At 65.0% G+C, this 26,700-nt stretch carries 23 protein-coding genes; 9 read left to right on the top strand and 14 right to left on the bottom strand.

Going from position 1 to position 26,700, the window contains the following annotated elements; genetic code table 11:
* Positions 1 to 473: 473 nt before the first annotated feature.
* Together ABQ039_RS05595 and ABQ039_RS05590 are read right to left on the bottom strand one after the other, a co-directional pair.
* A complete protein-coding gene (locus ABQ039_RS05595; RefSeq protein ID WP_184611266.1) occupies positions 474 to 3,020 on the bottom strand; it encodes an excinuclease ABC subunit UvrA in 2,547 nt (848 codons plus the stop codon).
* 644 nt (positions 3,021 to 3,664) lie between these two features.
* The gene (locus ABQ039_RS05590) at positions 3,665 to 4,303 is read right to left on the bottom strand and encodes an HD domain-containing protein (RefSeq protein ID WP_016904210.1); all 639 of its coding nucleotides are present in this window, start codon (positions 4,301 to 4,303) and stop codon (positions 3,665 to 3,667) included.
* A gap of 148 nt (positions 4,304 to 4,451) precedes the next feature.
* Here ABQ039_RS05590 and ABQ039_RS05585 point away from each other — a divergent pair, with 148 nt between their 5' ends.
* On the top strand, positions 4,452 to 5,198 hold the full coding sequence (locus ABQ039_RS05585; protein WP_024938629.1) for an EAL domain-containing protein: 747 nt from the start codon (positions 4,452 to 4,454) through the stop codon (positions 5,196 to 5,198).
* A gap of 201 nt (positions 5,199 to 5,399) precedes the next feature.
* On the opposite strand, the gene ABQ039_RS05580 is transcribed toward ABQ039_RS05585, so the two are convergent.
* The 3 genes from ABQ039_RS05580 to ABQ039_RS05570 form a co-directional block, all read right to left on the bottom strand.
* Positions 5,400 to 5,705, bottom strand: coding sequence for a UBP-type zinc finger domain-containing protein (locus ABQ039_RS05580; RefSeq protein WP_016904212.1), 306 nt, complete (start codon positions 5,703 to 5,705; stop codon positions 5,400 to 5,402).
* Positions 5,702 to 7,411, bottom strand: coding sequence for an FAD-dependent oxidoreductase (locus ABQ039_RS05575; protein ID WP_184455257.1), 1,710 nt, complete (start codon positions 7,409 to 7,411; stop codon positions 5,702 to 5,704). The genes ABQ039_RS05580 and ABQ039_RS05575 overlap by 4 nt, the downstream gene beginning before the upstream one ends.
* A 386-nt stretch (positions 7,412 to 7,797) precedes the next feature.
* On the bottom strand, positions 7,798 to 8,427 hold the full coding sequence (locus tag ABQ039_RS05570) for an alpha-ketoglutarate-dependent dioxygenase AlkB (RefSeq protein ID WP_160954639.1): 630 nt from the start codon (positions 8,425 to 8,427) through the stop codon (positions 7,798 to 7,800).
* 310 nt (positions 8,428 to 8,737) lie between these two features.
* Here ABQ039_RS05570 and ABQ039_RS05565 point away from each other — a divergent pair, with 310 nt between their 5' ends.
* Positions 8,738 to 11,092 (top strand): GH92 family glycosyl hydrolase, encoded by a 2,355-nt coding sequence (locus ABQ039_RS05565; protein WP_184611133.1) that lies wholly within the window; start codon positions 8,738 to 8,740, stop codon positions 11,090 to 11,092.
* 1 nt (position 11,093) lies between these two features.
* Here the strand turns inward: ABQ039_RS05565 and ABQ039_RS05560 are convergent, their stop codons facing one another.
* Positions 11,094 to 11,801: a DUF429 domain-containing protein gene (locus ABQ039_RS05560; RefSeq protein WP_184611135.1), complete on the bottom strand. Its 708-nt coding sequence runs from the start codon at positions 11,799 to 11,801 to the stop codon at positions 11,094 to 11,096.
* 184 nt (positions 11,802 to 11,985) lie between these two features.
* On the opposite strand from ABQ039_RS05560, the gene ABQ039_RS05555 reads away from it, so the two are divergent.
* Positions 11,986 to 12,888 carry an SDR family oxidoreductase gene (locus ABQ039_RS05555; protein WP_054590867.1) on the top strand — a complete coding sequence of 301 codons (903 nt, stop codon included), beginning with the start codon at positions 11,986 to 11,988 and terminating at the stop codon, positions 12,886 to 12,888.
* 274 nt (positions 12,889 to 13,162) lie between these two features.
* Here ABQ039_RS05555 and ABQ039_RS05550 read toward each other — a convergent pair whose 3' ends face one another.
* Positions 13,163 to 14,482, bottom strand: coding sequence for a glycoside hydrolase family 30 protein (locus ABQ039_RS05550; protein WP_221232419.1), 1,320 nt, complete (start codon positions 14,480 to 14,482; stop codon positions 13,163 to 13,165).
* A gap of 38 nt (positions 14,483 to 14,520) precedes the next feature.
* Between ABQ039_RS05550 and ABQ039_RS05545 the strand changes: the two genes are divergently transcribed.
* Positions 14,521 to 14,844 carry a hypothetical protein gene (locus ABQ039_RS05545; protein ID WP_374057844.1) on the top strand — a complete coding sequence of 108 codons (324 nt, stop codon included), beginning with the start codon at positions 14,521 to 14,523 and terminating at the stop codon, positions 14,842 to 14,844.
* Between the two features lie 285 nt (positions 14,845 to 15,129).
* On the opposite strand, the gene ABQ039_RS05540 is transcribed toward ABQ039_RS05545, so the two are convergent.
* On the bottom strand, positions 15,130 to 15,999 hold the full coding sequence (locus ABQ039_RS05540; RefSeq protein WP_184611139.1) for an NAD(P)H-hydrate dehydratase: 870 nt from the start codon (positions 15,997 to 15,999) through the stop codon (positions 15,130 to 15,132).
* The gene (locus tag ABQ039_RS05535; RefSeq protein WP_184611141.1) at positions 15,999 to 16,787 is read right to left on the bottom strand and encodes a histidine phosphatase family protein; all 789 of its coding nucleotides are present in this window, start codon (positions 16,785 to 16,787) and stop codon (positions 15,999 to 16,001) included. The genes ABQ039_RS05540 and ABQ039_RS05535 overlap by 1 nt, the downstream gene beginning before the upstream one ends.
* Before the next feature lie 173 nt (positions 16,788 to 16,960).
* On the opposite strand from ABQ039_RS05535, the gene ABQ039_RS05530 reads away from it, so the two are divergent.
* The 3 genes from ABQ039_RS05530 to ABQ039_RS05520 all read left to right on the top strand — a co-directional run bounded on the left by ABQ039_RS05530 (position 16,961) and on the right by ABQ039_RS05520 (position 18,559).
* Positions 16,961 to 17,590, top strand: coding sequence for a TetR/AcrR family transcriptional regulator (locus ABQ039_RS05530; RefSeq protein ID WP_054590864.1), 630 nt, complete (start codon positions 16,961 to 16,963; stop codon positions 17,588 to 17,590).
* Positions 17,591 to 17,706: 116 nt separating this feature from the next.
* Positions 17,707 to 18,120 (top strand): hypothetical protein, encoded by a 414-nt coding sequence (locus tag ABQ039_RS05525; RefSeq protein WP_184611143.1) that lies wholly within the window; start codon positions 17,707 to 17,709, stop codon positions 18,118 to 18,120.
* A gap of 40 nt (positions 18,121 to 18,160) precedes the next feature.
* Positions 18,161 to 18,559, top strand: coding sequence for a hypothetical protein (locus tag ABQ039_RS05520; RefSeq protein WP_144410703.1), 399 nt, complete (start codon positions 18,161 to 18,163; stop codon positions 18,557 to 18,559).
* Positions 18,560 to 18,777: 218 nt separating this feature from the next.
* Here ABQ039_RS05520 and ABQ039_RS05515 read toward each other — a convergent pair whose 3' ends face one another.
* On the bottom strand, positions 18,778 to 19,080 hold the full coding sequence (locus tag ABQ039_RS05515; protein WP_184611145.1) for an XAC0095 family protein: 303 nt from the start codon (positions 19,078 to 19,080) through the stop codon (positions 18,778 to 18,780).
* 271 nt (positions 19,081 to 19,351) lie between these two features.
* Here ABQ039_RS05515 and ABQ039_RS05510 point away from each other — a divergent pair, with 271 nt between their 5' ends.
* Positions 19,352 to 21,205: a DUF2075 domain-containing protein gene (locus tag ABQ039_RS05510; RefSeq protein WP_104568837.1), complete on the top strand. Its 1,854-nt coding sequence runs from the start codon at positions 19,352 to 19,354 to the stop codon at positions 21,203 to 21,205.
* A 656-nt stretch (positions 21,206 to 21,861) separates the two neighbouring features.
* Here ABQ039_RS05510 and ABQ039_RS05505 read toward each other — a convergent pair.
* Complete coding sequence (locus tag ABQ039_RS05505; RefSeq protein WP_184611146.1) at positions 21,862 to 22,452, bottom strand: TetR/AcrR family transcriptional regulator; 591 nt, start codon at positions 22,450 to 22,452, stop codon at positions 21,862 to 21,864.
* Positions 22,453 to 22,522: 70 nt separating this feature from the next.
* Between ABQ039_RS05505 and bdcA the strand changes: the two genes are divergently transcribed.
* The gene (gene bdcA, locus ABQ039_RS05500) at positions 22,523 to 23,236 is read left to right on the top strand and encodes an SDR family oxidoreductase (protein ID WP_005913962.1); all 714 of its coding nucleotides are present in this window, start codon (positions 22,523 to 22,525) and stop codon (positions 23,234 to 23,236) included.
* Between the two features lie 158 nt (positions 23,237 to 23,394).
* On the opposite strand, the gene ABQ039_RS05495 is transcribed toward bdcA, so the two are convergent.
* From ABQ039_RS05495 to ABQ039_RS05485, 3 genes are read right to left on the bottom strand one after another with little or no spacing between them, the layout of a single operon-like run.
* Positions 23,395 to 23,574, bottom strand: coding sequence for a hypothetical protein (locus ABQ039_RS05495; protein WP_374057843.1), 180 nt, complete (start codon positions 23,572 to 23,574; stop codon positions 23,395 to 23,397).
* A gap of 1 nt (position 23,575) precedes the next feature.
* Positions 23,576 to 23,863: a ribbon-helix-helix protein, CopG family gene (locus ABQ039_RS05490; RefSeq protein WP_184611148.1), complete on the bottom strand. Its 288-nt coding sequence runs from the start codon at positions 23,861 to 23,863 to the stop codon at positions 23,576 to 23,578.
* 37 nt (positions 23,864 to 23,900) lie between these two features.
* Positions 23,901 to 26,564 (bottom strand): M1 family metallopeptidase, encoded by a 2,664-nt coding sequence (locus ABQ039_RS05485; RefSeq protein WP_184611150.1) that lies wholly within the window; start codon positions 26,562 to 26,564, stop codon positions 23,901 to 23,903.
* Between the last annotated feature and the right edge of the window lie 136 nt (positions 26,565 to 26,700).

Genomic DNA, 26,700 nt, shown 5'->3' with positions numbered 1-26,700 from the left:
GGATGGATATGCGGCGTATCCCGCTCACGCAGAGGGCATCGCGCCCAGGTTGGCTCGGGAACACATCCCTATTGCGCTCACGCTCTCGGTCGCATTGAGAGGGAACTGGGTCTTGAGGGGGGATTGGACGGTGCGTGTGCCTCGGTTTGCAGCGGACGATCTGCGGGTTTGCTGTGGGGTCCTTGCCCGCCTACCCTCGCGGGACACGCCGCAAGTACGTCCTTGTAGGCTCTTACGCGGCATCCATGCCGCGTAAGGTCCCGCGACGGTGGGTGGGCAAGGACCCGTCGGGTTGGTCGGTGTGCGTGGTCAGGAGCAGTGATGCCGTGCCCTGCAATGCGATGCGATGCAGTGCGGTCTGATCAGTTCTTCGACGCGAGCAACTCGCTGCCATGCCGAGATCGATTCACGCGTCATCGAAGGCGCGTCTGGGCAACACGTTGACGCAATCGCTACAACCTTCGAAAGATTTGTCAGCCGATCGTATTTCCACGCAACACCTCTGCAAGGAACGGCGCAGTGCGGCTGCCGCGCTGCCGCGCCACCGCATCCGGTACACCCGCCGCCACGACAGCACCACCCGCGCCGCCCGCGCCCGGGCCCATGTCCAGCACCCAGTCGCTGCTGGCGGCCACGCGCATGTCGTGCTCGACCACGATCACCGTATTGCCGGCCTCCACCAGGCCTTGCAGCTGACGCATCAAGGTATCCACGTCGGCCGGATGCAGGCCGGTGGTCGGCTCGTCCAGCACGTACACGGTGTCGTGCCGCTGCGCGCGTTGCAGCTCGGTGGCCAGCTTGATGCGCTGCGCCTCGCCGCCGGACAGCTCGGTGGCCGGCTGGCCGAGCCGCAGATAGCCCAGCCCCACTTCGCGCAACACCTGCAACGGGCGCAGCACGCTAGCGTCGTCGGCAAAGAAGCTGGCGGCCTGGTCCACGGTCATCGCCAACACCTGCGCGATGTTGTGACCCCGCAGCGCGATCTCCAGGGTCTTGGCGTTGTAGCGCGCGCCGTGGCAGCTGGGGCATGGCGCGTACACGCTGGGCATGAACAGCAATTCCACATGCACCGAGCCCTCGCCCTCGCAGGTGGCGCAGCGGCCCTTGGCAACGTTGAACGAAAACTGCCCCGGGTCGTAACGGCGGCGGCGTGCGGCCGGTGTGGCGGCGAACAACTTGCGCACCGGATCGAACAGGCCGGTGTAGGTGGCCAAGTTCGAACGTGGCGTGCGGCCGATCGGTTTCTGGTCCACCCGCACCAGGCGGCGCACCTGGTCGAGCCCGCCGACGATCGCACCACCCAGCGGCACCTGCGTGCCGCGCTCCAGCGGGTCCAGCGCTTCGTCTTCCTCTGCCTGGGTTTGTCCAAGATGAGCGGCCAGCAATTCCACCAATGCCTGGCTCACCAGCGACGACTTGCCCGAGCCGGACACACCGGTCACGGTGGTGAATACCCCCAGCGGCAGGTCCACATCCAGCTCGCGCACATTGTTGCGGGTGATGCCGCGCAGCTGCAGCCAGCCGGTGGCCGCACGCGCATGGCTGTGCACCTGCGGCGGGGTGCCGAACAGGTAACGGCGCGTGGACGAGGCCTCCACCTGCTCCAGTCCCGCGGGCGGGCCGCTGTACAGCACCTGCCCGCCGTGCACGCCGGCAGCCGGGCCAACGTCGACGATCCAGTCGGCGTGGCGGATCACATCCACCTCGTGTTCGACCACGAATACCGAATTGCCGGCGGCCTTGAGCTGATCCAGCGCGCCCAGCAAGGCCTGCGCATCGGCCGGATGCAGGCCCGCCGATGGCTCGTCCATCACATACACCACGCCGAACAACTGCGAGCGGATCTGCGTGGCCAGCCGCAGCCGTTGCAGCTCGCCCGGCGACAGCGTCGGCGTGCTGCGCTCCAGGCTGAGATAGCCCAGGCCCAGCGCCTGCACCACCTCGATCCGCGCGCGCAGGTCGGCGGCGATGCGTTGCGCGGCAATCGCCTGCTCGGGATGCGTGTCGGCCTGCTTGCGCTTGTCGTTGCGCTTGCCACCGGCACCTTCCGCAGCCGGGCGCAGCAGGTCGGCCACCTCGTCCAGCGGCCGCCGCGACAGCTCGCCGATATCCAGGCCGGCGAAGGTCACCGACAGCGCCTCGCGCCGCAGCCGCTTGCCGTCGCACTGCGGACACTGCGTGCTGATCAGGTACTGCGTCACGCGCTTTTTCATCTGCGCGCTCTGCGTGGTGGCAAAGGTGTGCAGCACATAGCGCCGCGCACTGGTGAAGGTACCCATGTAGCTGGGCTCCTCCTTGCGGCGCAGCGCGCGCCTGGCCTCGTCCAGGCTGTAGCCGGCGTACACCGGCACCACCGGTTGCTCGTCGGTGTAGAGGATCCAGTCGCGGGTCTTCTTCGGCAGCTTGTGCCACGGCAGGTCGACGTCGTGGCCCAGCGTGGTGAGGATGTCGCGCTGGTTCTGGCCATGCCAGGCACCGGGCCAGGCGGCAACCGCGCGATCGCGGATGCTCAGCGTGGGATCCAGCACCATGGTCGCCTCGGTCGCATCGTAGATGCGCCCCAGGCCATGGCAGGTAGGGCAGGCGCCGGCCGGGGTATTGGGCGAAAAACCGTCCGCGTAGATGATGTCCTGCCCCGGCGGGTAGCTGCCCGCACGCGAATACAGCATGCGCAGGGAGTTGGAGATGGTGGTGACGCTGCCCACCGACGAGCGCGCACTCGGCGCGCCGCGCGCCTGTTGCAAGGCCACCGCCGGCGGCAGGCCTTCGATGGAATCCACTTCCGGCACGCCGACCTGGTCGATCAGGCGCCGCGCATACGGCGAGATCGAATCCAGGTAACGCCGCTGTGCTTCGGCAAACACGGTACCGAACGCCAGCGACGACTTGCCCGAGCCGGACACCCCGGTGAACACCACCAGCGCATCGCGCGGGATGTCCACGTCCACGTTCTTGAGGTTGTGCTCGCGCGCACCGCGCACGCGCACCAGGCCGGAGGAAGACGACGCTGCGCTGTACATGAGTGACACACCGACATTCGACAATGCGCCAGCCTACCGCGTGCCGCATACAGCCGGTGTCAGTGTTGACGGCGAGTCCTGCGGCGCTCCACTCAAGCAACTTGCTGCTCGCCCTGGAATGCATCGGTCGAAGGCGCGGTGCCCTCACCGCTCGCTGGCTATGCCGTAAACCCGTTCGTGGGGGCTAGATGGCGGCATCCATGCCACCACACGGTCCCGCAATCGGCAAGGACACCGCACAAGACAGTTGCCGGCTGCTTTGTTGAAAACCATGCGCGCCGGCCAACTCAACTGGCCCTTGTCCGCCCACCGTCGCGGGACCTTACGCGGCATGGATGCCGCGTAAGAGCCTCCAAGGACGTACTTGCGGCGTGTCCTGCGAGGGTGGGCGGGCAAGGGCCCTGCAGCACACCCACAGCGTCAAGAGCGGCGAGAACACCTCACCAGAAAGTCAGTCGGTTGCCTTATCGAAAACCATGCACACCGACCATCCCGACAGGTCCTTGCCCGCCCACCGTCGCGGGACCTTACGCGGCATGGATGCCGCGTAAGAGCCTACACGGACGTACTGGCGGCGTGTCCCGCGAGGGTGGGCGGGCAAGGGCCCTGCAGCCAACTCACCAACCAGCCGCTCTACAACGCAATCACCCCAGCGCGTGCGCCGGCACCGGCTGCTCGCCGGTCTCCGCCAGCGCCTGCATGCGCGCCACCACACCACTGAACAGCCGTGCAGTCGCCGCGCCACGCGTGCGGAAGATCTCCTCAAGCTCGCCGTAGTACCACAACGTGCCGGCGCGCCCTGCGGTGAATACGTTGAAGATGTCCTGGCCCACGTCCGGGTTTTCCAGGTCCTGCACGATGGTGCGCGCGTTATAGAGCTTGTCGCAGCCGGACACCAGCAAGGCGCGCTCGGGCGTGTTGCGCAGGTGCTCCAGGTAGGCCAGCTTGCGCTCGCGCCAATCGCGTTTGCGCGCGCTGGCGGTGTTGTCCACCTCGGCCTTGTCTTCGGCGGTGGCATCGGTGCACGCCATCACGATGTCGGCCACCGCATCGCCGAACTGCGCGCGGATCGAGGCCTCATGACCGCCGCCGCAGTCTTCCACCACATCGTGCAGCAGCCCGGCGATGGCCTGCTCTTCGTCGCCGCCGCATTCCAGCACCAGTGTGGACACGCCCAGCAAATGGCTCAGATACGGAATCTGCGTGCCCTTGCGCACCTGCCCGGCATGGGCAATGCGCGCGTAATCCACGGCCAGGGCGTAACGTTCGGTGAGAGCGGTCATGGGGCGTCCGATGCGGGGAATGGCGCATTATCGCCGAGCCCGGTGACGCCCCAGGTGAGGATGGCGCGAGGATGCGTGTGCAGACTCAATGACGCGCTGTTGCGGCCGATACCGCTAGGCTACCTCCACGCCGCACGATTGCTCAGCCATGCCCACGCTCCCCGTTTGCAACGCCTGCCGCGACGGCCAGGACTTTCCCACCGCCATCACCATGGCGTTCCAGCCGATCGTGGACGTGTCCACCCGCAGCATCTACGCCGGTGAGGCGCTGGTGCGCGGCGTCAACGGCGAATCGGCCGGCAGCATCCTGGCCGCCGTGGATGAGCGCAACCGCTACGCCTTCGACCAGGCCTGCCGCATCAAGGCGATCGAATGCGCCGCGCAGATCGCGCTGCCGGCCCTGTTGTCAATCAACTTCATGCCCAACGCGGTCTACAACCCCGAACACTGTTTGCGCGCCACGCTCTCGGCCACTGCGCAGTACGGCTGGCCGCTGGACGCCATCATCTTCGAGGTCAGCGAACAGGAACACCTGGCCGAGCCGGCGCATCTGCTCGACATCATGCGCACCTACCAGGCGCGCGGCCTGAAGACCGCCATCGACGACTTCGGCGCCGGCTATTCCGGCCTCGGCCTGCTGGCCGATTTCCAGCCGGACCTGCTCAAGCTGGACATCGCCCTGGTGCGCGGCATCGACGCCGACCGCAGCCGCCAGGCCATCGTCCGCCACACCACCCGCATGTGCGAGGAACTCGGCATCGCCGTCATTGCCGAAGGCATCGAGCACCCGGACGAATACCGCACCCTGCGCGACATGGGCATCCACCTGCAGCAAGGCTATCTGTTCGCCCGCCCAACGATCGGCGAACTACCGCAGGTGCACTGGCCGGAGTAAGTGGGCGCCGCGAAGCAAGCGAACCGTCCCCCTCAGCAGACTTGCCATCGCCCCACACAAAATCCCCGCCCGACCCAATCAAACAGCACGCAAACCGCTTTTACGATTCCCGATTCCCCAATCCCGATTCCCGATTCCCGATTCCCGATTCCCAGCGGCGCCCAGCCCCCCATCCACACCCCGCCAAACCACCGCGCCGCCTCACACATACCGCGGTATAGGCCCCAGCTGCGGCGTCTGGTCCGGCAACTCCACTTCCACCTCGTCCACATAGCACCAGCCCCAGCCTTCGGGCGGGTCGTAGCCTTCGATGATGGGGTGGCTTGTGGCGTGGTAATGCGCCGTGGCGTGTTTGTGCGGCGAATCATCGCAGCACCCCACGTGGCCGCAGCTGCGGCACAGGCGCAGATGCACCCAGGTGCTGTCGATGGCCAGACAGTCTTCGCAGCCACGTGCGCTGGGCGTGACCTCGCTGATCTGCGCGGTATGTGTGCACTGGTCGCTCATGAGGTGGTGGACTCCTGTGAGGAACTGACAAGTTCGGATGCCGGCACCGGGTTGGCCTGGTGTGCCAGGTATTGATGGATCTGCGCGACGACCGCCGCGCCCTCGCCCACCGCCGCGGCCACGCGCTTGACCGAGCCGGCCCGCACATCGCCGATGGCGAACACGCCGGGGCGATTGGTTTCCAGCGGCAGGCAGGCCGGCACGCCATCGCCGCGTGCGTTGCCGGTGACGACGAAGCCACGCGCATCGGTCTCCACGCACTGCTGCAGCCAGCCGGTGTTGGGGTCGGCGCCGACGAACAGGAACAGGTGCCGCAATTCCACCCGCGTGGTCTGCCCATCGGCGCGCGTGCGCAATACCGCCGCCTGCAGGCCGCGCTCCGGGTCGCCTTCCAGCGCGGACACTTCGGTGCCGGTATGCAGCTGCACGTTCGGCAGCACGGCGATGCGGTCGATCAGGTATTGCGACATCGACGATTCCAGCCCTTCGCCGCGAATGATCAGGTGCAGTTCCTTCACCCGCGGTGCCAGAAACGCCACTGCCTGGCCGGCGGAATTGCCGCCGCCCACCAGCGCCACCACGCCGCCCTCGCACAGCCGCGCTTCCACCGGCGAGGCCCAGTACGAGACGCCATGGCCTTCGAAACGCTCCAGCCCGTCGATCTCCGGGCGCCGGTAACGCGCCCCGGAGGCAACCACCACGGTGCTGGCCAGCAGCTGCTTGCCGTCGGCCAGATCCAGCTTCAGCGCACCATCGTCGCGCCCGCATTCCAGCGTGCCGGCCTCGATCGGAATTGCCAGCTCGGCACCGAATTTCAGCGCCTGGTTATAGGCGCGCCCGGCCAGCGCTTGGCCGGAAATGCCGGTCGGAAAGCCAAGATAGTTTTCGATGCGTGCCGAGGCACCGGCCTGGCCGCCGATGGCGCGCTGGTCCAGCACCAGCACCGACAGGCCTTCGGAGGCCGCATACACCGCCGTCGCCAGACCGGCCGGGCCGGCGCCGACGATGGCCACGTCGTAGCGCTTGTCCGGGTCGATGTCCGGCGTCATGCCCAGGCAATGCGCCGCTTCGGCATCGCTGGGCTGGCGCAGCACCCGCCCGCTCGGGCACACCATCACCGGCAGTTCCTGCTCCTGGATGCCGAAGCGCTGCACCAACGCGCGGCCTTCCTCGTCGGAGGCATCGATCACCGTGTTCGGGTAACCGTTGCGGGTCAGAAAGCCCTGCAACCGGGTCAGATGCGGATCGTCCGGCTCGCCGATCAATACCGAGCCCGAGGCATCGCCTTCGATCAGGCCGACGCGGCGCAGGATCAACGCACGCATCACCACCTCGCCCACTTCGGCCGAGCTGATCATCAGCGCGCGCAGATGCGCGGTGTCGAACGGCAGCGCCAGGCAGCCCTGCGGCCCGGCACGCCCACCGGCGAGTGAGGCGCGCCCGGCCAGCTGGCTGACCTCGCCGGTGAACTGGCCGGGCGTCTGCAAGGTGATCGGCTTTTCGTTGCCCAACCCGTCGCGACGCACCACTTCGATGGCGCCTTCCAGCACCACCCACACCGGCGCGTGCGCATCACCCACGTCGAAGACGAGCTCGCCCGCATCGAAACGCTGCGCCGGCCCGCTGGCAAACCGCCGCGTGATCGCCAATTGGCCCGAGTCCAGCTCGGGAAACATCTGATGGTGGCGGGTATCGGCCAGGGACATGGAGTGGCGACGCTGAGGGGGGAGTACATGCAAGCATGGCCAGCCGTGAGGGTGATGGCAATCACCCGAACGGGCCATGCCGTGCGCGACAGAGCGCATGCACGAGCAGCACCGGCGCGCGCACCAGTGCGGTGTTTGCACAGGCAAAACACCTCACGCGGCTGCCAGCGGTACCGCACGCTCACCAGCGGTGACCGGCACAATCAACCGCAACCGTACGCGCAGAAGGTGGCCGACGTAGCTGCTGCGCTGGCCGTCAAGCGAACACGGCACTGGGCCCGCAGCCGGTACGCGGCACTCGTGTGATCCCGTCGCTCCTGTTGCCCGGGAGACTCCGGCCTGCTCCGCACCGTGCCGACGAAGCCACACCACGCTTGTCAGCCACGCTACGGTTGTACCGGCTCCCAGTGCGGCCCGTGCTGGCCGGCGGCCATGCGCTCGGCCGGGCGCACGCGAAACACCACGCTGATGCGCTCGCCCACCGCACGTGCGGTCTTGGCGATGCCGTGCTCGTGGCTCAGTTGCGAGGCATGGCTCATCGCCAGCAGGCTGCCGGGCGCCAGTTCCACACCGATCGCACGCGTATTGCCGTCCTTTGCGCGCAGCTGCATCCGCCGCGTCGCGCCCAGCGACACCAATGCGATCGGATGCGGCGCCAGCAACGTCTGCAGCTTGTCGTGATGCATCGCCACGCTGTCGCGGCCATCGCGATACAGATTCAGGCCTACCGCGTTGTACGGCGCGGGCAACACGGCCTGCACCGCATCGAGCAGCGCCTGCAGCGGCAGCCCGGGCGGCAGCGGTGCGTCCAGCCGATACGATGCCAGCAGCCGCGGCACCTCCACCACACGGTCATACATCTCGCGGCGCTGGCTGCGCCAGTCGGTCGCCTGGCGCAATGCGGCAAAGCACTGCTGCGCCACGGCAGGCGCCAGCAGCTGCGGCCAGTAGCGCACGCCGCCCTGCGTATCGTGCAGCAGCTGCACGGGCGCGGTGGGAGTATCGAACAGATCCATCCGGGTGATATGCGGACGGTTTGCGCGATTTCAGCAGCCTGCCGTTGCGATTGCCCGCAGCCGAGGCCCCGCATTCGCACGCTCTCTCGCAGCTGCTGGCATTGCGCTCGTTCCGTGCAGAAAGGCGACGGATCTGCGCATCCGCTGTCTCCTGCGCGCAGCGCCGGCAACCTCTCAAAGACAGCCGCAGGCATCACCGCCGCCCGCCGCGCACCGGTTAGCGAGCTCAACGATGCAGGCATGGATGTCATGCGATCAGGCCCGACAGCTGTGCTACGGTCCGGCGCTGCATCCGCCTGGAACCGTTCGCATGCAGCATCGCTCAATCGCCTTCTCTCTCCTGCGTTGGCTGGCGCTGCTTGCCGCCTGCGTCAGCTTTGCCGGCAGCGCGGCGCCACGCGCAGACGACGCGGGTTTCAGCGCGGTGGATCCTTTTATCGGCACCGGTGGCGAAGGCCACACCTATCCCGGTGCCACGCTGCCGTTCGGCATGGTGCAGCTGAGCCCGGACACGCAGATCAAGCCGCGCAAGGAGGCCTATGGCTGGGCCGCCGGTTACCGGCATGGCGACACCACGATTGTCGGCTTCTCGCACACGCACTTTTCCGGCTCCGGGCATTCGGACCTGGGCGATGTGTTGCTGATGCCGCAGACCGGCCAGGTCAAACTCGAACGCGGCGATGTCGCAACACCGGGCAGCGGCTATACCGCGCAGTTCAACCATGCCAGCGAGCAGGCGCAGCCCGGCTATTACGCGGTGACCTTGAAAGACCGCAACATCCGCGCCGAACTCACCGCCAGTGCGCGCGTGGGTGTGCATCGCTACACCTTCCCCAAGGGCACGCCGGCGCATGTACTGGTGGACCTGCGCACCAGCCTGTACGACTACCCCGGCAAGGTGCAGTGGTCGCGGCTGCGCGTACGCGGCGATGGCACCGTGACCGGCTTTCGCGAAACCCGCGGCTGGGCACCCGGCCGCCAGCTGTACTTCGCCATGCGCTTCTCCCGCCCGCTCACCGCCACCCAATTGCACGACACCGAGCAGGACGTCCCGTACAAGGGCTTTCCGCCGCCGGGCGAGAAGAACCCCGCGCAGCGCGCACAGATCGAAGGCCGCCAGCTGGTCGGCGTGTTCGACGTTGCCAACGACGGCACACCGCTGGTGGTCAAGGTTGCGCTGTCGCCGGTCAGCGAGGCCGGCGCCATCGCCAATCTCGATGCGGAAGTGCCCGATTTCGATTTCGACCGCGTGCGCGCCGATGCGCGCGCGCAGTGGACACAGGCGCTGTCGGCGATCGATGCGCAAGGCACGCCGCAACAACGCACCCAGCTCTACACCGCGCTGTATCACACCCTGCTCGGCCCCACCCTGTTCATGGACAGCGATGGCCAGTACCGCGGGCCGGACAACGCCGTGCATCAGGCGCGTGGCTGGACCAACTACTCCACCTTCTCGCTCTGGGACACCTACCGCGCGCTGCATCCGCTGCTGACCCTGGTGCAGCCGCCACAACGCAGCAGCGACATGGTCAATTCCTTGCTCGCCTCGCGCCGCGAGAGCGCCTACGGCATCCTGCCCATCTGGGCGTTCCACGGCCTGGAAACCTGGTGCATGATCGGCTACCACGCCGTGCCGGTGATTGCCGACGCCTACATGAAAGGCATCGGCGGCTTCGATGCCAACGAAGCGCTCGATGCCATGGTCGCCAGCGCCAACTACGGCCCCTACGACGGCATCGCGCAGTACCGCGAGCTGGGCTACGTGCCCATCGACGAAGAAGGCGAAGCCGCCTCCAAGACGCTGGAATACGCCTTCGACGACTGGACCATCGCGCGCATGGCCGACAAGCTCGGCAAGCCCGCCATCGCCGCAGAATTCAGCAAGCGCGCCGGCAACTGGAAGCACGCCTTCGACCCGGCCACTGGCTACATGCGCGCGCGTACCCGTGCCGGCAACTTCCGCGAACCATTCGATCCATCCACTAGCGGCTACGGCAGCGACTACACCGAAGGCAATGCCTGGCAATACTCCTGGTATGTGCCGCAGGACGTCGCCGGGCTTGCCGCCGCACATGGCGGCGACGACAAGCTGCTGGCGCGCCTGGATGCGGTGTTCGATGCCAAGGTCGACCCCAAGGTGTTCGCGCATATGGAAGACATCACCGGCCTGATCGGCTGGTACGCGCACGGCAACGAACCCAGCCACCATGTCGCCTATCTGTACGCCTACGCCGGCCAGCCCTGGCGCACCCAGGCGCGGCTGACCCAGATCATGGACACCCAGTATCACGCCGGCCCCGAAGGCCTGGCCGGCAATGATGACCTTGGCCAGATGTCGGCCTGGTACGTGTTCACCACGCTGGGCTTCTATCCGGTGGCACCGGGCAGCAACCAGTACATCATCGGCCGGCCGTTCCTGCCGCGCGCCACGCTCAAGCTGCCCAATGGCAAGCGCTTCAGCGTGATCGCCGATGGCCTGAGCAAGGCGCGCAGCTACGTCGGCAGCGCCACCCTCAACGGCCAGCCGCTGACCCGCGCCTACCTCACGCATGAAGAAATCCAGGCCGGCGGCGAGTTGCGCTTCCGCATGCAGGCCACGCCGAACACGCAATGGGCCACCGATCCGGCGCAGCGGCCGTATTCGATGTCGACGCAGACGCGCTGAGTCAGTAGTGAATGCCCATGCGTAGCCCGCAGGCGTCGCGCTCCACCACCGCCGGCAGGCTGCCGGCGGTGCCTGCGGCAATGCGCTGCGCGCTCCAGCAGGCCACCAGGGCATCCAGCACATCGTCCGGCTTGGCCAGCGCACGCGGCACGCGCTCCAGCAACGCGGCCACCTGCCTGGCGCCATAGCACTGGCCCAGCAAGGCGGCGCGCTGTTGGTGGCCTGCACTGCTCTTCTTGCCCGCCGCCAGGCCGTGCCCGCCGGCGAGCACGGCGAACGACACTTCGGGGTGCACTTCGAACACGCGCTCCGCCCACGCCGGATCGGCGCGCAAGGCATCGTCCCAGGCGCGGATCTTCGACAGCAGCGCAAACGACTGCACGCCAAAGCCACGCTGCCCGTCGTGGTCCAACACCCGATGCAACGCAGACGCTTCCACCTGCGTGGGTGCATGCAGCATGCCGCGCAAGGGCGCGGCAAAGATGCTGGATGCGCGGCGCCCACCCATAAAGCGCCGCGCCTGCACATCCGCAGCGCGTGGCGCGTGCTCGCTCAGACCGATCGGAATGTCCACGCCCAGCACAGCGACGTCCCCCAATGCGCTCGCCACCGCGGCCACCGTGGGGTAGCCGGCAAACTGCAATCCATCGCCGGCCTGCCACACTGCCAGCCAGCCGCTGCCGGCGCCATCGATCCCTACACACTGCATTGCGGTCCTCCCGGTCGTGGCCTGCGTGCACGGCGCAGCAGCACCGCACGCACGCCATCTGCGTGGCGCGTTCACATCATGCACAACATTCGTTCACCCGCACGCATCGCCGTGGTTTCCAGACTGCTCCGCATCGGCCGCAGCACGCTGCGGCCCTGCCATCCCCCACTGCAGGAGCCAGCGCATGTCCAGCACCAAGAACCAGTACGAAATGCAGAACCCGCTTACCCAGTTTCCGCAGCCCAAGTTCCCCGAGCAGACCCAGGAAGCGCCGGGCACCATCCATGCATTGCAGCCCAAGGCCGACCACGGCGAGCAGAGCTACCAGGGCTTCGGCCGCCTGAAGGGCCGCAAGGCGCTGATCACCGGCGCCGACTCGGGCATCGGCCGCGCCACTGCAATCGCCTACGCACGCGAAGGCGCCGACATCGTTCTGAACTACCTGCCGGAAGAAGAGCAGGACGCTGCGGAAGTGGTGAAGTTGATCGAGGCCGAAGGCCGCAAGGCGATCAGCATCCCCGGCGACCTGAAGGAAGAGACCTTCTGCAACCAACTGGTCGCACGCGCGGTCAAGGAGCTCGGTGGGCTGGATCTGCTGGTCAACATCGCCGGCAAGCAGACCGCGATGAAAGACATCGCCGACATCACCACCGAGCAGTTCGACGCCACCTACAAGACCAACGTGTACGCGATGTTCTGGCTGTGCAAGGCGGCCATCCCGCACCTGCCGCCGGGCGCATCCATTATCAACACCGGCTCGATCCAGTCCTACCAGCCCTCGCCGACGCTGCTGGACTACGCGTCCACCAAGGCGGCCATCGTCAACTTCACCAAGGGCCTGGCTCAACAGGTCGCCGAGAAGGGCATCCGCGTCAACGCCGTCGCCCCCGGCCCGGTATGGACCCCGCTGCAACCCAGCGGTGGCCAGCCGCCGGAAAAGATTCCCGAGTTCGGCTCGGAAACCCCGCTCAAGCGTGCCGGCCAGCCGGTGGAGATGGCGCCGCTATATGTGATCCTGGCCTCGCAGGAATCCAGCTATGTGACGGGCGAAGTGTTCGGTGCCACCGGTGGTTTGCTGCTGTCGTAAGCAAGCTGAAAGCGCGTTTTTTCGCGTAATGCCACTAGAACCCTGCCGATCGCTGCATGCGCAGCGGTCCGCAGGGTTTTATTCGATGGCGCTATTGGTCTTGGCGGCAATCTTGAATGCTGATGCATCAGCAAGACCGAACCGCAAGGTAGTTCGACCAGCTACGCAAAGACGGCTTCGATCATGCGAAGCCTACCTTCTCCTACCGGGAGAAGCTGCCCGAAGGGCGGATGAGGGTACGCAACCCCACCAATGCTCCGCCCACGGCCTGCGCTTACTGCGTCATCACCACCGTCTGGATCGCATGCGCCGGAATCTCCAGTTCACTCGATGCCTCGCCCACGTACAGGTTGTAACGGATCGCCACATCGCTGGCATTCATCACCACCGTCGCCAGGCTGCCATCGGTGTTGAGAAAGGACGTCGTTGCCAGATTGCTGCGGCTGCTGGCCGCGCTCACCCGCCGCGCACCGGGGCGGATGAACTTGGAAAAGTGGCCGATATACCAATAGCTCGGCGTGTAGATCACTTCGCCGGTGCGTGTGTCGGCATGCACCGGCGCAAAGCAGTAATTGCCCACGTGGTTCGGTCCGCCGTGCTGGTCGAGCAGGACATTCCAGTCGGTCCAGCCCACCGCCCCATGATTGAGATCGTTGATGATGGCAGTGCCATAGCGCTCGCCGTTGGGCCAGTACTGCAACTTTGCCGGGTCGAACTTTTCCACCGCCGCTTCGGTCAGCAACAGCGGCTTGTCCGGGTACGCCTGCGCCACCGCCGCCACGTTCTCCACCATCGGCGCGAACCCGGCCCAGGTCTCGTACCAGTGGAAGCCCATGCCCCACGCGTATTTCGCCGCTTCCGGATCGTCGAAGATCACGTGCGCGCGGTGCAGCATCATGTCGCGGTTGTGGTCCCACACGATGATCTTGCGGTCGCCATAGCCGGCCTGCTCCATCGTCGGGCCGAGGTGGTTCTTCAAAAAGTCGCGCTCTTCCTCGGCGGAAAACACCATCGACTCCCAGGTCTGCACCGCCATCGGCTCGTTCTGCAGGCTGATGCCCCAGATCGGGATGCCGGCCTTCTCGTAGGCCGCGATAAAGCGCGTGTAGTAGGTGGCCCAGGCCGGCGCATACGCGGGCAGCAACTTGCCGCCCTTGAGCATGTTGTTGCTGTCTTTCATGAAGGCCGGCGCGCTCCACGGGCTGGCAAATGTCGTCAACTTGCCGCCGGCCGCCGCAATGGCCTGGCGCAACATCGGGATGCGATAACGCTCATCGTGCCTGACCGAAAAACTCTTCAGCGCCGCATCGCCTTCCTTGATATAGGTATAGCTGCCGCTGCTGAAATCCGAACTGTGGATGGTGGTGCGCGCCAGCGTATAGCCGATGCCCTTTTGTGGGTCGTAGTAGGCAGTGAGCAATGCGCGCTGCGCAGGCTTGGGCAGCCTGGCGAAGGTCTCGGCACTGGCATCGGTGATTGCCCCGCCGATGCCCAGCACCTCCTGGAAGCGCCGCTGCGGATTGACGAAGATGGAGTTCTCCTTCTCGGTCAACGCATGCCCGGCCCTGGGCGCATCGACAGTGCTGACGCGCATCTGCTGCGTTGCGCCTTGGGCGGAGGTGTAAACGCGTAGTGCGCCGGCGGGTGCTGCTGGCGGAGCAGCAGCATCCGCAACTGCAGCTTCTACCGCCTTCGATGCGGGCGTGGATGCAGATGCCGTCGATGCCGGCACCGGAGTCGGCGTTGTTGTTGTTGTTGTTGCTGCTGATGCTGCTGCTGCTGCTGCTGCTGATGCTGATGCTGATGCTGATGCTGATGCCGATGCTGTTGCTGTTGCTGTTGCTGTTGTTGCTACAGAGGCCAACACCGTCTCAGTCGCAGCGCCCCAAACCCCCAGAACCCCCACCATCGACCACGCAATCGTTCGCTTCACCGTGCACCCTCCCAGGTTGGTGACCAAGCCTAACCGACCAACGCGGCGCAACATCGCGCAACAAACGAGCGCAACCGTGCACCCTTCCACCATCGGACACTCCCTTCTCCCTCGGGAGAAGGTGGCCCGAAGAGCCGGATGAGGGTACGTCTGCCAAGAGTGCAACCCGCCCCCTGCGATCAAAGCAACAACCTAAACCCCAACTGGAAAGACAGCCCCACGACTCCAGCAAACGTACCCTCACCCCAACCCCTCTCCCACTGGAGAGGGGCTTGGTCTGCGCGCCGCATCAACGCGACGAGCGTCGATCACCCCCGCGCCAACCGATCCAAAATCCCAGGCACTTCCAGCCCAAGCTCGCGCGCCAAAAACCCCACTGGACCAATCCGCCTGGCCAACTGCCTGCCCGCTGCCGCATGCACAAACACGCCCCATAACGCAGCGGCCAACGCATCGCAGCCGCGCGCGGCAAACCCGGCGATCAATCCCGCCAGCACATCACCAGACCCGGACGTACCCAACCCGGACGCGCCCCCGCGATGCATCCACACCACCCCATCCGGGCCGGCAATAAAACTGTCTGCACCCTTGACAATCACCACGCTGCGCAGCTTCTGCGCAAACTTCAGCGCGTACGCGCCCGGTGCCGCTTCTACCGCTGCCTTGTCGTCGCCGGCCAGGGTCGCCATCTCGCCCGCATGCGGCGTCAATACGAATGGCCGCCCGATCGGCGCCCGCAGGCCACGCGATAGCGCACCGGCATCCAGCACCAAGGTGCACACCGCCTGCTCGGCGGCGCGCCTGACCATCGCCGTGGTGGTGGCCGACGACGCCATCCCCGGCCCGATCACTGCCGCATCGCAGGCCGCCATCGCCCCGTCCAGCGCGCGATGCCCGCGCACAATCTCGCCCTGCCCGTTCTGCGCCAACCCCAGTACCAGCGCCTCCGGCACCGCCAAGGCCATGCCCGGCGCCACACTGGCGGCGGTGGCGATCTGCAACTTGCCGGCACCGGTGCGCAGCGCGGCCTCGCCGGCCAGCAGCACCGCACCGGGCACACGCATCGAGCCACCCACGATCAACACGCGCCCGCGCTGCTCCTTGTCGCCACCCGGGGCCGGCAACGGCATGGCCCGCAATGCGGCCATGGTGAGCATGCGCACGCGCGGGGCGGCCATCAGCGTGCCCCGGCCGGGCGGTCGGACTCGGTGGTCACCGGCTCGTCGGCCAGCTCCGGCGGCACGAACTTGGTGCGCAGCAATTCCAGCGATTGCCCATCGGCCACAGCCGCGTATTCGGTGACGCCGCAATTGGGCACATCGCCTTCGCGGTCGATGCCCAGGATGGTGGCCTCGTCCATCCGCTCGATCAGGTAGCGGAAGCAATTGACGATCACCTGATGCCCCACGATCAGCACGCGCGCGCCCACATGGTTGCGCTGTAGGTCGCCCACCACCCCGCGCAGGCGGAAGATCACATCGCACCAGCTCTCGCCACCGGGCGGGCGAAAGTAGAACTTGCCCACCAGCTTGCGCTGCTCGGCCAGCTCCGGAAAGGTCGCAAGAATGCCGGCCGTGGTGTAACGGTCGAGCACGCCGAATTCCTTCTCGCGCAAACGCTCGTCCACGCTGACCGACTCAGCCGGCTGCCCCAGCGCACGCGCCACCGCAGCGGCGGTCTGGCGCGCACGCACATAGGTGGAACTCAGGATCAGGGTCGGGCGCTCGTGCTCGGGCAAACCGGCCATCCACGCCCCCAACGCCTCGGCCTGGCGCTCGCCCAGCGCCGACAACGGCACATCCGCATCGCGATGCTCCAGGTCGATCAAGGCCGAGCCGTTGGACTCGGCCACATCGCGCGCCACATTGCCCGCGCTTTGCCCATGCCGCACCACCCACAACCGCGCCGGCCACTGCGCCGAGACACCGGCTACCGCACTGTTCTCACTCACATGCTTCTCCTGCACAACGTCGACCTCACGTGTCGCACAGCCGCCGTGAAAACATGGTCGACCAGCGCATCTGTGACCGGTGTTTCAATACGCACACGCATGCATGACTGATGGCACGGCAACAAGCGAACGCAACGGATGGGTAACGCCGCGCCGGTATACTGCAGCCCCCCGACACCCTGCTGCCCATGTCCAACGTCCTGTTGCTGCGCACGGCAAAAGAGCGCGAAGCACTGCTGCTGGAAGAGGTGCTGGACGCCACCGAGCAGTGCATCGACGTCATCGGCCTGAGCGCCACCAGCTTCGAACTAATCGCCGAGCGCGCCAAGGTCAGCTGCGGCAGCCTGCTGCAACGTTTCGAAGACAAGGACGCGCTGGTGCGCGCATTGCTCGAGCGCAACTACATGCGCGCCATCCGCCAGATGTGGCTGGTAGAACGCCCTGCCAACGTGCACGTGGTGGATTTCATCGCCGGCCTGCTCGAAGAATGGCTGCTGCAGGAAATCAACATCAAGCGCACCCGCATCGACCTGGAGCTGCACCTGGCCACCCTGCGCGACCCGGTGCTGGCCGCCTTCATGCGCCGGCAGAGCGCATCCCTGATCGAACACCTCAGCGCCCTGCTCAAGCGCCTGCTGCGCGGCCACGCCGACCCGGCCAGCAGCGAACAGGAATTCCAGGCCCGCGTCTTCGCCGTCGCCGCCATGTGCGGCGGCCTGCACAGCGTGATGACCAGCGGCATGGAACTCAACCGCATGCATCTGCAGCTGATCCTGCGCGAGAGTCTGTCTGGGATTTTGAAGTCTGCGCCGGTGTGATCGGCCGCTTCATTCGGCGTAGTAAGTGGCAATTGCACAGCTGATGCTGTGCGCCTGTGCCCGCTACAGTATTTCGATCAGATAAGATCCAGCTTCATACCAAGGAAGGATGTCGCATGCGAAATCGAATCACGCCCAAGGTGGCTATGCTACTGACGCTGCTCCTGACGTTTGCGTTTACCAGCGCTCCTGCACTGGCCACAAGTACGGTGGTCACCTTTCGAAGCGCTGACAACACCTACGAAGTCGAACTGTATGTCGGTGGTGGAAGCAAGGAAAACGACGGCATTGCCGGCGCCATGATTCGCTGGCCCGGCTATGCACACAGGGACCTGCCTTTCACCGGTGTGAAGTACCACATGGATAAGGAACACACCCGCGCAGGCGCCAAATTCGTCAATCCAGGTGATCCTAAATATCCCCCATCTTTTACCGTCGAGATAGAGGGCAGAAGTGGCCGCCTGACCGTTGGCAAGCGCGTTATTCCAGGCAATGCGTCCTGGATCGTGGGTCCTTATGCCTACCCGTAGCGACTCGGCAAACAATAGACATCCATCGCAGGGACGAACGATGAAAACACACATGCGCAGTCTATGGACCAGTCTGATCTTGTTGATCGCCCTGCTGACAAGTACGTCCGCTGCCGCCACCGGCGATGTCCTGTCGTTTGAAACAGATACCGCTGGCTACAGCTTTCTGGTCTATAGCGGAGGCGACCCTGATGGCATCGGCGGCCTGGTCATGACCTGGCCGGACATTGCATCACGCGGGCTTCCATCGGAAAGCACGCAGTGGTACTTCAAGCCAACTGCCAACCACATGCGCATCGTTTTCACCAACCCCGGGCGCACCGACTTGCCGCCGTCGTTCACGCTTGAAATCAAGGGCAAGCGAGGCACGCTCAAGTTCGACAAACGCACGATCAAAGGCAAAGCCTACTGGTATACCGGCTCACTGGCGGAATACTGATCGCCTTTCCCGGATAACAGCGCACTGCAGATACAGCTGGCCGACACTGAGGTGCAGCGTTCCAGCCGATCAGCGTTACCGGCAGCGATCACATCGCCATGGGCGGTGATGGTCAGCAACTCTTCCAGCGCATCCACCTGCTCCGCTTGACGCCGAAGGCAAACGCAGCGTCTACATATCGGCCATTGCCTGTTTCCGTGTGCGCGGCAAGGCCGTTGCTAATCGGCTCTTGCAGCCTCCCCTGCGTCGGTGGCGTTGTAAGCAGCATCGGGCTCCAGGCGCGCGGGCCACTTCATCTGCGCCAGCGCCTGCGTTACCTGCTCGGCCAGTAGTTCAAGGCAGAACGCCATCTCGTCCATGCAGATGGCAGGCTGCCTGGCCTGCTCCTCGGCCTGAGTGCGCGGCTGCGCTAGACGTGCCAAAAAGCGCATGTGGTCGCGCAGTTGCTGAAGGCGATATTGCGCGTGCTCCGGCAGAAAGTAGCCAGGATCGGCGTCCAAGTGGCGATGGGCCTCGGTCATAGGATCTCTCGCATCCGTGAAATCAAGAGAAACCACCGTTTTCGGAGGTGGCAACCCGCTGTACGAGGAGTTCCGAGGCTCCGTAAGGCAAAGATTGCTATGTCCACAGAAATAGGTCAAGTACAAGAGCAGAGACTAGAACCTCATGTCCGTTTTGGCCGAACTGGAATTTCAGATCTAGTTCTAGACGAGGCTGCATCACTTGCCATGTGACGTATCGGCAAGTGCACAATGCTGCTTTGTTCCATGCAAACCTGGGGAAAAGCCAAGCGTGATCGTTTACCAGTCGACCAAAGCCGCGTTCCTTCAGCTCTCGCAACAGCAACCCATCGAACGGGTGGTCTCCAACGCTTACACCGTCAAGACGGGAAGATATGCGCCCGAGAGCGAGTTCAGAGCGTGGCGGCATTCCCTCACGCAAATGGCAGACGTGCTTAGTGATGATGCCCTGCCCGATGACATGGGCATTGGAATCGAATTTGGCATCGCTCAAACCGCAAAGCGCATCGACTTCATCCTGAGCGGGCTGGGTGAGACCAATGAGGCGCGCGCGATCATCGTAGAGCTCAAGCAGTGGTCCACTTCATCCGTTACCGATAAAGACGGCATCGTCAAGGCTCAGCGTGGCGGACCATACGAGAGCGAGGGTCCGCACCCTTCTTACCAGGCTTGGTCTTACGCTGCCCTGCTGCAAGGCTTCAACCAAGCAGTGCACGAAGGAGGCGTAGAGCTGAAACCATGCGCGTACCTGCACAACCATTTTCGCGATGGAACCATCGACGATCCGCGCTATACCACTTACACCGACAAGGCGCCGTTGTTCCTACGGGGCGTGGAGGAGAAGCGCAAGCTGCGCGAGTTCATTCGTCAGCATGTCCGCAAAGGCGATAGCGGCGAATTGCTTTATAAGATCGAGCAAAGCCGCATTCGCCCCTCCAAGATGCTTGCCGACAGCATGGTCAGCATGCTCAAGGGTAACCAGGAATTCGTGCTGATCGACGAGCAAAAGCTGGTATACGAAACCTGCCTGGCACGGGCAGCGCAGGCTAGCGCGGAACGCAAACAGGTCGTGATCATCAAGGGCGGACCCGGCACTGGAAAGTCCGTCGTGGCAGTAAATCTACTGGTTGAGCTGACCAAGCGTGGCCTCACGACCAAGTATGTGTCCAAAAACGCCGCTCCACGCGCGGTGTATGCGCAAAAACTGGCCGGACATGTGCGTAAGATTGAAATCGGCAACCTGTTCTCCGGCTCAGGCAACTTTCATCAGACCGAGCCAAATGTGTTTGGCGCGCTGGTGGTGGACGAGGCACATCGCCTCAATCAGAAGAGCGGCCTGTACGGCAACCTTGGCGAGAACCAGGTGATGGAACTGATCCGCAGCGCCCATTGCGCCATCTTCTTCGTGGACGACGATCAGGTTGTCACCTTGTCAGACATCGGCCATACCGGCGAATTGCGCCGCTGGGCCGGAGTTCTCAATGCTGAAGTGACCGAACTGGAGCTGGCGTCGCAATTCCGCTGCGCCGGTTCGGACGGATACATCGCCTGGCTAGACAACGTTCTCGGTATTCGCCAAACCGCTAATTCCGACTTCGACCGGAGTGCCTTTGATTTCCGCGTCGTCGATTCCCCGTTGCAACTGCATAATCTGATCCGGGAGAAAAACAAGCTTAACAACAAGTCTCGGGTTGTCGCTGGCTACTGCTGGGATTGGAAAAGCAAAAGCGATGCGAACGCTTGGGACATTGAAATTCCCGAGCATGGCTATCAGGCGCAATGGAATCTCGGGAGCGATGGCAGCTTATGGGCAATCGCTGAAAACTCCGTCGAGCAGGTCGGTTGTATCCACACCTGCCAGGGGTTGGAGTTGGACTATGTAGGCGTGATCATTGGTCCCGACTTGGTTTGGCGCGGCGACCGCTTAGTCACCGATCCCAGTAAGCGTTCAAAGCAAGACCGTTCGATACGAGGATATAAGTCACAATCCAAAGGGAATCCGGAGATTCATGACCGTGTAGATCGCATCATCCGGAATACCTACAAAACTTTGATGAGCCGAGGCATGAAGGGGTGTTATGTCTATATCAGCGATCCAGCGCTGAAAGAGGCAATGCTTGGATGAATTCTTCCGATTCAAAGCAGGCATGGAATTGCGGCGATTGGCAGGCTACTGATGCGCAACCGATCGCTTGTGCCGTTTTTTATGAATCCGCTCGAATTCACCTTCGCTGCAGTCGAGCTGATTGAAGCGGGCCGCCACGATGCAATGCGCCCGCTTCGTCGCGGGCATCCTTCAACGGAGAGGACGAGTACTGCGGGCTGTGGCTGCATGAGGAGGCTCGGTCAAGTGACTGATCGCAGACGAAAATGGTTCGGCGGCGCTCTCACTGTGGGACCGAAATAGACACTGGGTCTCGCAACGATGCCATCTAATAGGCATTCAGCGCGACCATCCGGGTTGGACAGCAATTCGGATAGTTTGAAACGTTCAACCAACACGCTGCGCGCGGCTCCATGTGCTCACCAGCATTGCACAAGGAGGTTGAAGTGGCCTGTGTTAAAGCCAGCCTAAAACATGGAATGGACCATGGGCTCTACCCGGCCCTCTTGCTGATTCGCCGCGCCAGTAACCCGACAACGACTTCGCCTGAGCGACGGCAGATCACGACCATCTCGTACCACCTGCCGATTGACCGTACTGGGTAGCGGCAAGCGCACCTCGATTAGCGAGCAGGTGCGCGCACGCCATCGAAAGCCCTCTGCCCGCTCGCACTCTTCTTATCCGCGCAGCGCCGCCCGAATCCCCTCCCCCGCCAAGCGCGCACTCGCCAGCAGACGCTCCAGGCTCTGCCCATGCCGCGCGCTGGCGGACAGCCCGGCCATGGTGGTGCTGACGAAATCCGCCAGCCGGTCGGCGTCGTGCGGGCGCTGCTTGGCGATGTGGGAGCGGATCAACTCCTGGGCTGCGACATGAAAACCGCAGGCCGCCTCGCGCGCCTGCGCGTCGTTGCTGCGCGTACCTTCCAGCACCAGGCAGCCGGTGGCGGCAGGGTCTGCGGCGTAGCAGCGGGCGGCCTGCTCCAGTACGTCGGCCAGGGCGTCGGCCAGCGGGCGGGCGGTGTCCAGGAGTTGTGGCAACGGGATGGCACCGGTCTGCGCGTAGCGGTCGAGGATGCGCGCATACAGGCCGGCCTTGCTGCCGAAGGCGGCGTAGAAACTGGGCGGGTTGATGCCCAGCGCCTGGGTGAGGTCGGCCACGCTCAGTGCGTCGTAGCCGCGCGCATGAAACAGCTGCTGCGCGGTGGCGACCGCTTGGTCCGGGTCGAATGCGCGCGGCCGGCCGCGGGCCCGGGGAATTTCTGTAGTCATAGTTACAAAATCCTTGACGGCAGACGAAATCTATTATGTATTACTCGCTACATTAATTGCGAGGTGATGCATGTCAGCGTTCAAAGACAAGTCGGTATTGGTGCTCGGTGGCAGCCGGGGGATTGGGGCCGCCATCGTGCGGCGCTTCGTGGCCGAGGGCGCACGGGTGACGTTTACCTATGCCGGTTCTGCCGACGCGGCGCAGCGCCTGGCCGGTGACACCGGCAGTACCGCGGTGCTGGCCGACAGTGCCGACCGCGATGCGGTCATCGACACGGTGCGCCGCAGCGGGCCGCTGGATGTGCTGGTGGTCAACTCCGGCATCGCCTTGTTCGGCGATGCCCTGGACCAGGATCCGGACGCGGTGGACCGGCTGTTCCGCATCAACGTGCACGCGCCCTACCACGCCGCCGTGGAGGCCGCGCGGCAGATGCCACCCGGCGGGCGGATCATCGTGATCGGCTCGGTCAACGGCGACCGCATGCCGCTGCCCGGCATGGCGTCCTACGCGCTGAGCAAATCCGCGCTGCAGGGGCTGGCACGCGGGCTGGCACGCGACTTCGGGCCGCGTGGCATCACCATCAACGTGGTGCAACCGGGTCCGATCGATACCGACGCCAACCCGGAAAACGGGCCGATGAAAGACCTGATGCACAGCTTCATGGCGATCAAACGCCATGGCCGCGCCGACGAAGTGGCCGGCATGGTGGCCTGGCTCGCCGGCCCGGAAGCGAGTTTTGTCACCGGGGCGATGCATACGATCGATGGTGCGTTTGGGGCATGACGCGGCGACGTCTGCCTTGGCTACGGCGATGGGGGAACTGCGAACATCACGGCCCCGCAAAGCCCGCCTCACGTTGCGAGCGAACGGCCAGCACAAACACCGTGCCGATCTGCGCGACATGCAGTACAGCGCCAGATCGCCGTGCGCGCCGTGACCGATCACCAGTTCGCACCTGCCGCCGCCGGCCGGCCGATCAGCGGATTGGTTTCCAGCACATCGATTGCCGCAATGACCTCGTGCAGGCGTGCTGCGACATGTGCGGCCTCATGGCGCTGGGGGTGGTCGAAGATCCGCTCTAGATCCGGTGCAACCTCCGGTGCCAGCGCGATACGCGCCATGCTAGCGGGCTAGTTTGCGGGCCGTGGGACGCTTTGCCGGCTCGCCGGCCATGCGCTTTTCCAGATAGCCACGCATGTCGTCCCAGGCGATGGTCTTCCCGGACGCCACGATGCCGGCATAACGCTGCTCGGCAACCGCATCGAAATCGGCACGACGCTCGACCGATTCCGCCGTTTCGGCGATCGCTTCCAGGATGAAGCGATGTGACGTCGTGCCGCCCCGCTTCGCTGCTGCGGCAACGCGCATCTTGAGTTCGTCTGGAAGACGGATAGTTGTGAAGCCCGGCAAGACCGGGCTGTTTCCTGTGCTGCGATGACCGCAACACTCAGCGCTTGCGTGCCTTCAACCACGCCTTGATCTGCGGCAGCGACGCCGCCCGCAGCTTCACCCGCGTCTGGATCGTGTTGATGGCGTTGTCTGCGGCCTGCCGCGAGGTCGGCGCGATGTACTGCTCGGCATAGGCCTTGATCCGGTCGGCGGTGGCAAGCTCGGCCGAGTCCATGCCCAGGCCGGGGTAGTAGCGGGCGCGCGAGGTGGAATCCACCAGGGTGTCCACCTGCGTGCGATGCGCCACTGCGAAGTCGAAGGCAAGTTCCGGGTGCCGGGAAGCGACCCGGTCGATCATGCTCGCACCGGTGGTGGCGCCCGGCTCGGCTGTCAATGCCAGTTCCAGCGCGCGCTTGGCCAGCGCCTCGTCGTTGGGCATGGAGAGGAAGTCGTAATAGGTGTCGCGCACCATCGACGAGGTTTCCTGCCTGGCCAAGGCATGCAAGGCGTCCCAGGTGGCGGCGTCGGCATTGTGCGCAACCGCGCCCAGCACGCTGTCGCGCAGCTCCGGCGACAGCGAGGCGGGGTTGGCCTGGAAGGCGGCAAAGCGCCGGCGCGCCTCGGCGATCACGGCGGTATCGCCCATGTCGCTGAGGGTGGCGATCAGGCGGGTACGCAACTGCTGGATCTGCGCCGAATCGCCAGCGCGGTTGTCCCAGCCCAGCGTTGCGAATTCGGCCGACAGTCGCGGCACGGCATAGGCACGCCATGCCGTCCGCGCAGCCGGGTCGCGCTCGAAGCTGCCATCCACATCGTCGTAGATGCTGGCCACCATGTCCCAGACATCGGGCGATGCGCCTGCCGCCACCTGGGCGGTGAGATCCAGCACATCGGCCTGCGCCTGCACGCCGGCACCGGCCAGTGCGTTGGTGTCGTTCAACACGCCCACCTGGTCCACCACCGGTAGCGAGGCAAACCTGGTGGTCAGCGCCTTGAACTGCGCGGGCGCATACCAGGTGCGGAAGTAGCCCTTTTGCCCGGCATTGACCACCACCGGTGCGTCGCAGCCGGGCACCTGCACCTGGGCCGTGCCGTCTACCAGCACGCGCAGCGGCGCGCCATTGCCGCTGCGCAGGACCACCGGCACATGCCAGCGCAACGGCTGATTGTCGGGGCGGTCCAGCGTGAACTCGCCCTGCTCCAGCGTCACCGCGGTCTGGCCGCCGACGCAGCGGCTGCTGGCCTTGATCAACGGCACGCCCGGCTGCAGCGTGAAGTCGTGCGCCACCTGGGTAAATTGCTTGCCCGGGGCCACCGCGTCGATCTGCTGCCACAGCTGGTCGGTCACCGCGTTGCCGTACTGGTGCTGCTTGATGTAGCTGCGCACGCCGGTGCGCCAGTGGTCCGAGCCGACGTAGTCTTCCAGCATGGCAATCACCGCCTCACCCTTCTGGTAGGTGATGGCGTCGAAGGCCTGGCTGGCCTGCTCCACGGTGGCCACGTGCTGCACCACCGGGTGGGTGGTCGCATACGCATCGCGCCGCATCGCCGCGCGGCTCTTCAGCGCCGGGCCGGTCTTGTCGATATCCCATTCCGGATGCAGTTTTGCCGTGGTGCGCGCCTCCATCCAGTTGGCGAAGCCCTCGTTGAGCCACAGGTCGTCCCACCACGCCATGGTCACCAGGTTGCCGAACCACTGGTGCGCGATCTCATGCGCGGCGACGGTGAACACGCCTTGCTTGGTGTCGATGTTGGCCACCGCCGGATCCAGCAACAACGAGTATTCGAAGGTGAAGATCGCGCCCCAGTTTTCCATGGCGCTGAAGAACTGGCTGCGCCCGGGCGCGGCGATGTTGTCCAGCTTGGGTAGCGGGTACGGGATGCCGAAGTAGGCGTTGTATTCGTGCAGCACATCGCGGCCGGATTCCAGCGCGAACTGCGCCTGGTCCACTTTGCCCTTCTGCGCGATCACGCCGATCTCGGTGCCGTTGTCGGCGGTGACGGTGGCACGCTCGAAATCGCCCACGCTGACGAACAGCAGGTATGTGGACATCTTGGGCGAGGTCTGGAATGCGATGCGGGTGCGGCCGTTTGCGCCCGGCTTGGACGAGGCCACCGGCATGTTGCTCACTGCCATCTGCCCGGCCGGCGCATTGATCGCCAGGTCGAAGGTGGCCTTGAAGTTGGGCTCGTCCCAGGAGGGAATGAAGCGGCGCGCATCGGAGTTTTCGAACTGGGTGAACAACGCGCGGCGCGCACCTTGCGCGGTGGTGTAATCCAGCGCGAACAAGCCGTTGGCCTGCGTGTTGATCACGCCGCTGTAGTCGATGGACAGCACGTACTCGCCCACTGCCAGCGGCTTGTCGAACGCGAACGTGGCGGTCTGCGCCTCGGCATCGGTGCTGACCTTGGCAGCTTGCGGCTTGCCGCCTTTTTGGGTGAGCGTGCCATGCGCCAAGCTCAGGTTGGCCGCCTGCAACACGATGCGGTCGGTGGCCTGCAGCACGCTGACGTCGATGGCGACCTTGCCGTCGAACGTCATCTTGTCGGCATGCGGCGTGATCTCCACCGCGTAATGCGTGGGCTTGGCCGTACGCGGTAACTGGGTGGTGATGGACGAGGCGGCGGCGCTCGTCGGCGCGGGCGCGGCGGCGAGCACGCAGGCAGCCGGACTTGTACCGACCAGGGCCAGTGCGATGGCGGTCACCAGGGGAAGACGCATGGGAAATTCTCGATGTGGGCGAAGTGGGCAGGCAAGCGGCGCCAGGCCGCGGATGATCCGCCGGAACAGTGCCCGCAGGCACCGCCGGAAGTCATGGCAAATCTCAGCAATCCTCAAATGCCAACGGCCCGGACAA

It is taken from the genome of Xanthomonas sp. WHRI 6108, from assembly GCF_040202385.2.
Taxonomy (GTDB): Bacteria; Pseudomonadota; Gammaproteobacteria; order Xanthomonadales; family Xanthomonadaceae; genus Xanthomonas; species Xanthomonas arboricola.
The sequence above is the reverse complement of the archived record's forward strand: the minus strand, read 5'-3'. Positions and strand labels throughout refer to the sequence as shown.

Bases quoted from the DNA above. Each gene is read 5' to 3' on its own strand.
- ABQ039_RS05595 (WP_184611266.1), bottom strand. From the start codon at position 3,020: ATGTACAGCGCAGCGTCGTCTTCCTCCGGCCTGGTGCGCGTGCGCGGT.
- ABQ039_RS05590 (WP_016904210.1), bottom strand. From the start codon at position 4,303: ATGACCGCTCTCACCGAACGTTACGCCCTGGCCGTGGATTACGCGCGC.
- ABQ039_RS05585 (WP_024938629.1), top strand. From the start codon at position 4,452: ATGCCCACGCTCCCCGTTTGCAACGCCTGCCGCGACGGCCAGGACTTT.
- ABQ039_RS05580 (WP_016904212.1), bottom strand. From the start codon at position 5,705: ATGAGCGACCAGTGCACACATACCGCGCAGATCAGCGAGGTCACGCCC.
- ABQ039_RS05575 (WP_184455257.1), bottom strand. From the start codon at position 7,411: ATGTCCCTGGCCGATACCCGCCACCATCAGATGTTTCCCGAGCTGGAC.
- ABQ039_RS05570 (WP_160954639.1), bottom strand. From the start codon at position 8,427: ATGGATCTGTTCGATACTCCCACCGCGCCCGTGCAGCTGCTGCACGAT.
- ABQ039_RS05565 (WP_184611133.1), top strand. From the start codon at position 8,738: ATGCAGCATCGCTCAATCGCCTTCTCTCTCCTGCGTTGGCTGGCGCTG.
- ABQ039_RS05560 (WP_184611135.1), bottom strand. From the start codon at position 11,801: ATGCAGTGTGTAGGGATCGATGGCGCCGGCAGCGGCTGGCTGGCAGTG.
- ABQ039_RS05555 (WP_054590867.1), top strand. From the start codon at position 11,986: ATGTCCAGCACCAAGAACCAGTACGAAATGCAGAACCCGCTTACCCAG.
- ABQ039_RS05550 (WP_221232419.1), bottom strand. From the start codon at position 14,482: ATGCGCGTCAGCACTGTCGATGCGCCCAGGGCCGGGCATGCGTTGACC.
- ABQ039_RS05540 (WP_184611139.1), bottom strand. From the start codon at position 15,999: ATGGCCGCCCCGCGCGTGCGCATGCTCACCATGGCCGCATTGCGGGCC.
- ABQ039_RS05530 (WP_054590864.1), top strand. From the start codon at position 16,961: ATGTCCAACGTCCTGTTGCTGCGCACGGCAAAAGAGCGCGAAGCACTG.
- ABQ039_RS05525 (WP_184611143.1), top strand. From the start codon at position 17,707: ATGCGAAATCGAATCACGCCCAAGGTGGCTATGCTACTGACGCTGCTC.
- ABQ039_RS05520 (WP_144410703.1), top strand. From the start codon at position 18,161: ATGAAAACACACATGCGCAGTCTATGGACCAGTCTGATCTTGTTGATC.
- ABQ039_RS05515 (WP_184611145.1), bottom strand. From the start codon at position 19,080: ATGACCGAGGCCCATCGCCACTTGGACGCCGATCCTGGCTACTTTCTG.
- ABQ039_RS05505 (WP_184611146.1), bottom strand. From the start codon at position 22,452: ATGACTACAGAAATTCCCCGGGCCCGCGGCCGGCCGCGCGCATTCGAC.
- bdcA (WP_005913962.1), top strand. From the start codon at position 22,523: ATGTCAGCGTTCAAAGACAAGTCGGTATTGGTGCTCGGTGGCAGCCGG.
- ABQ039_RS05495 (WP_374057843.1), bottom strand. From the start codon at position 23,574: ATGGCGCGTATCGCGCTGGCACCGGAGGTTGCACCGGATCTAGAGCGG.
- ABQ039_RS05485 (WP_184611150.1), bottom strand. From the start codon at position 26,564: ATGCGTCTTCCCCTGGTGACCGCCATCGCACTGGCCCTGGTCGGTACA.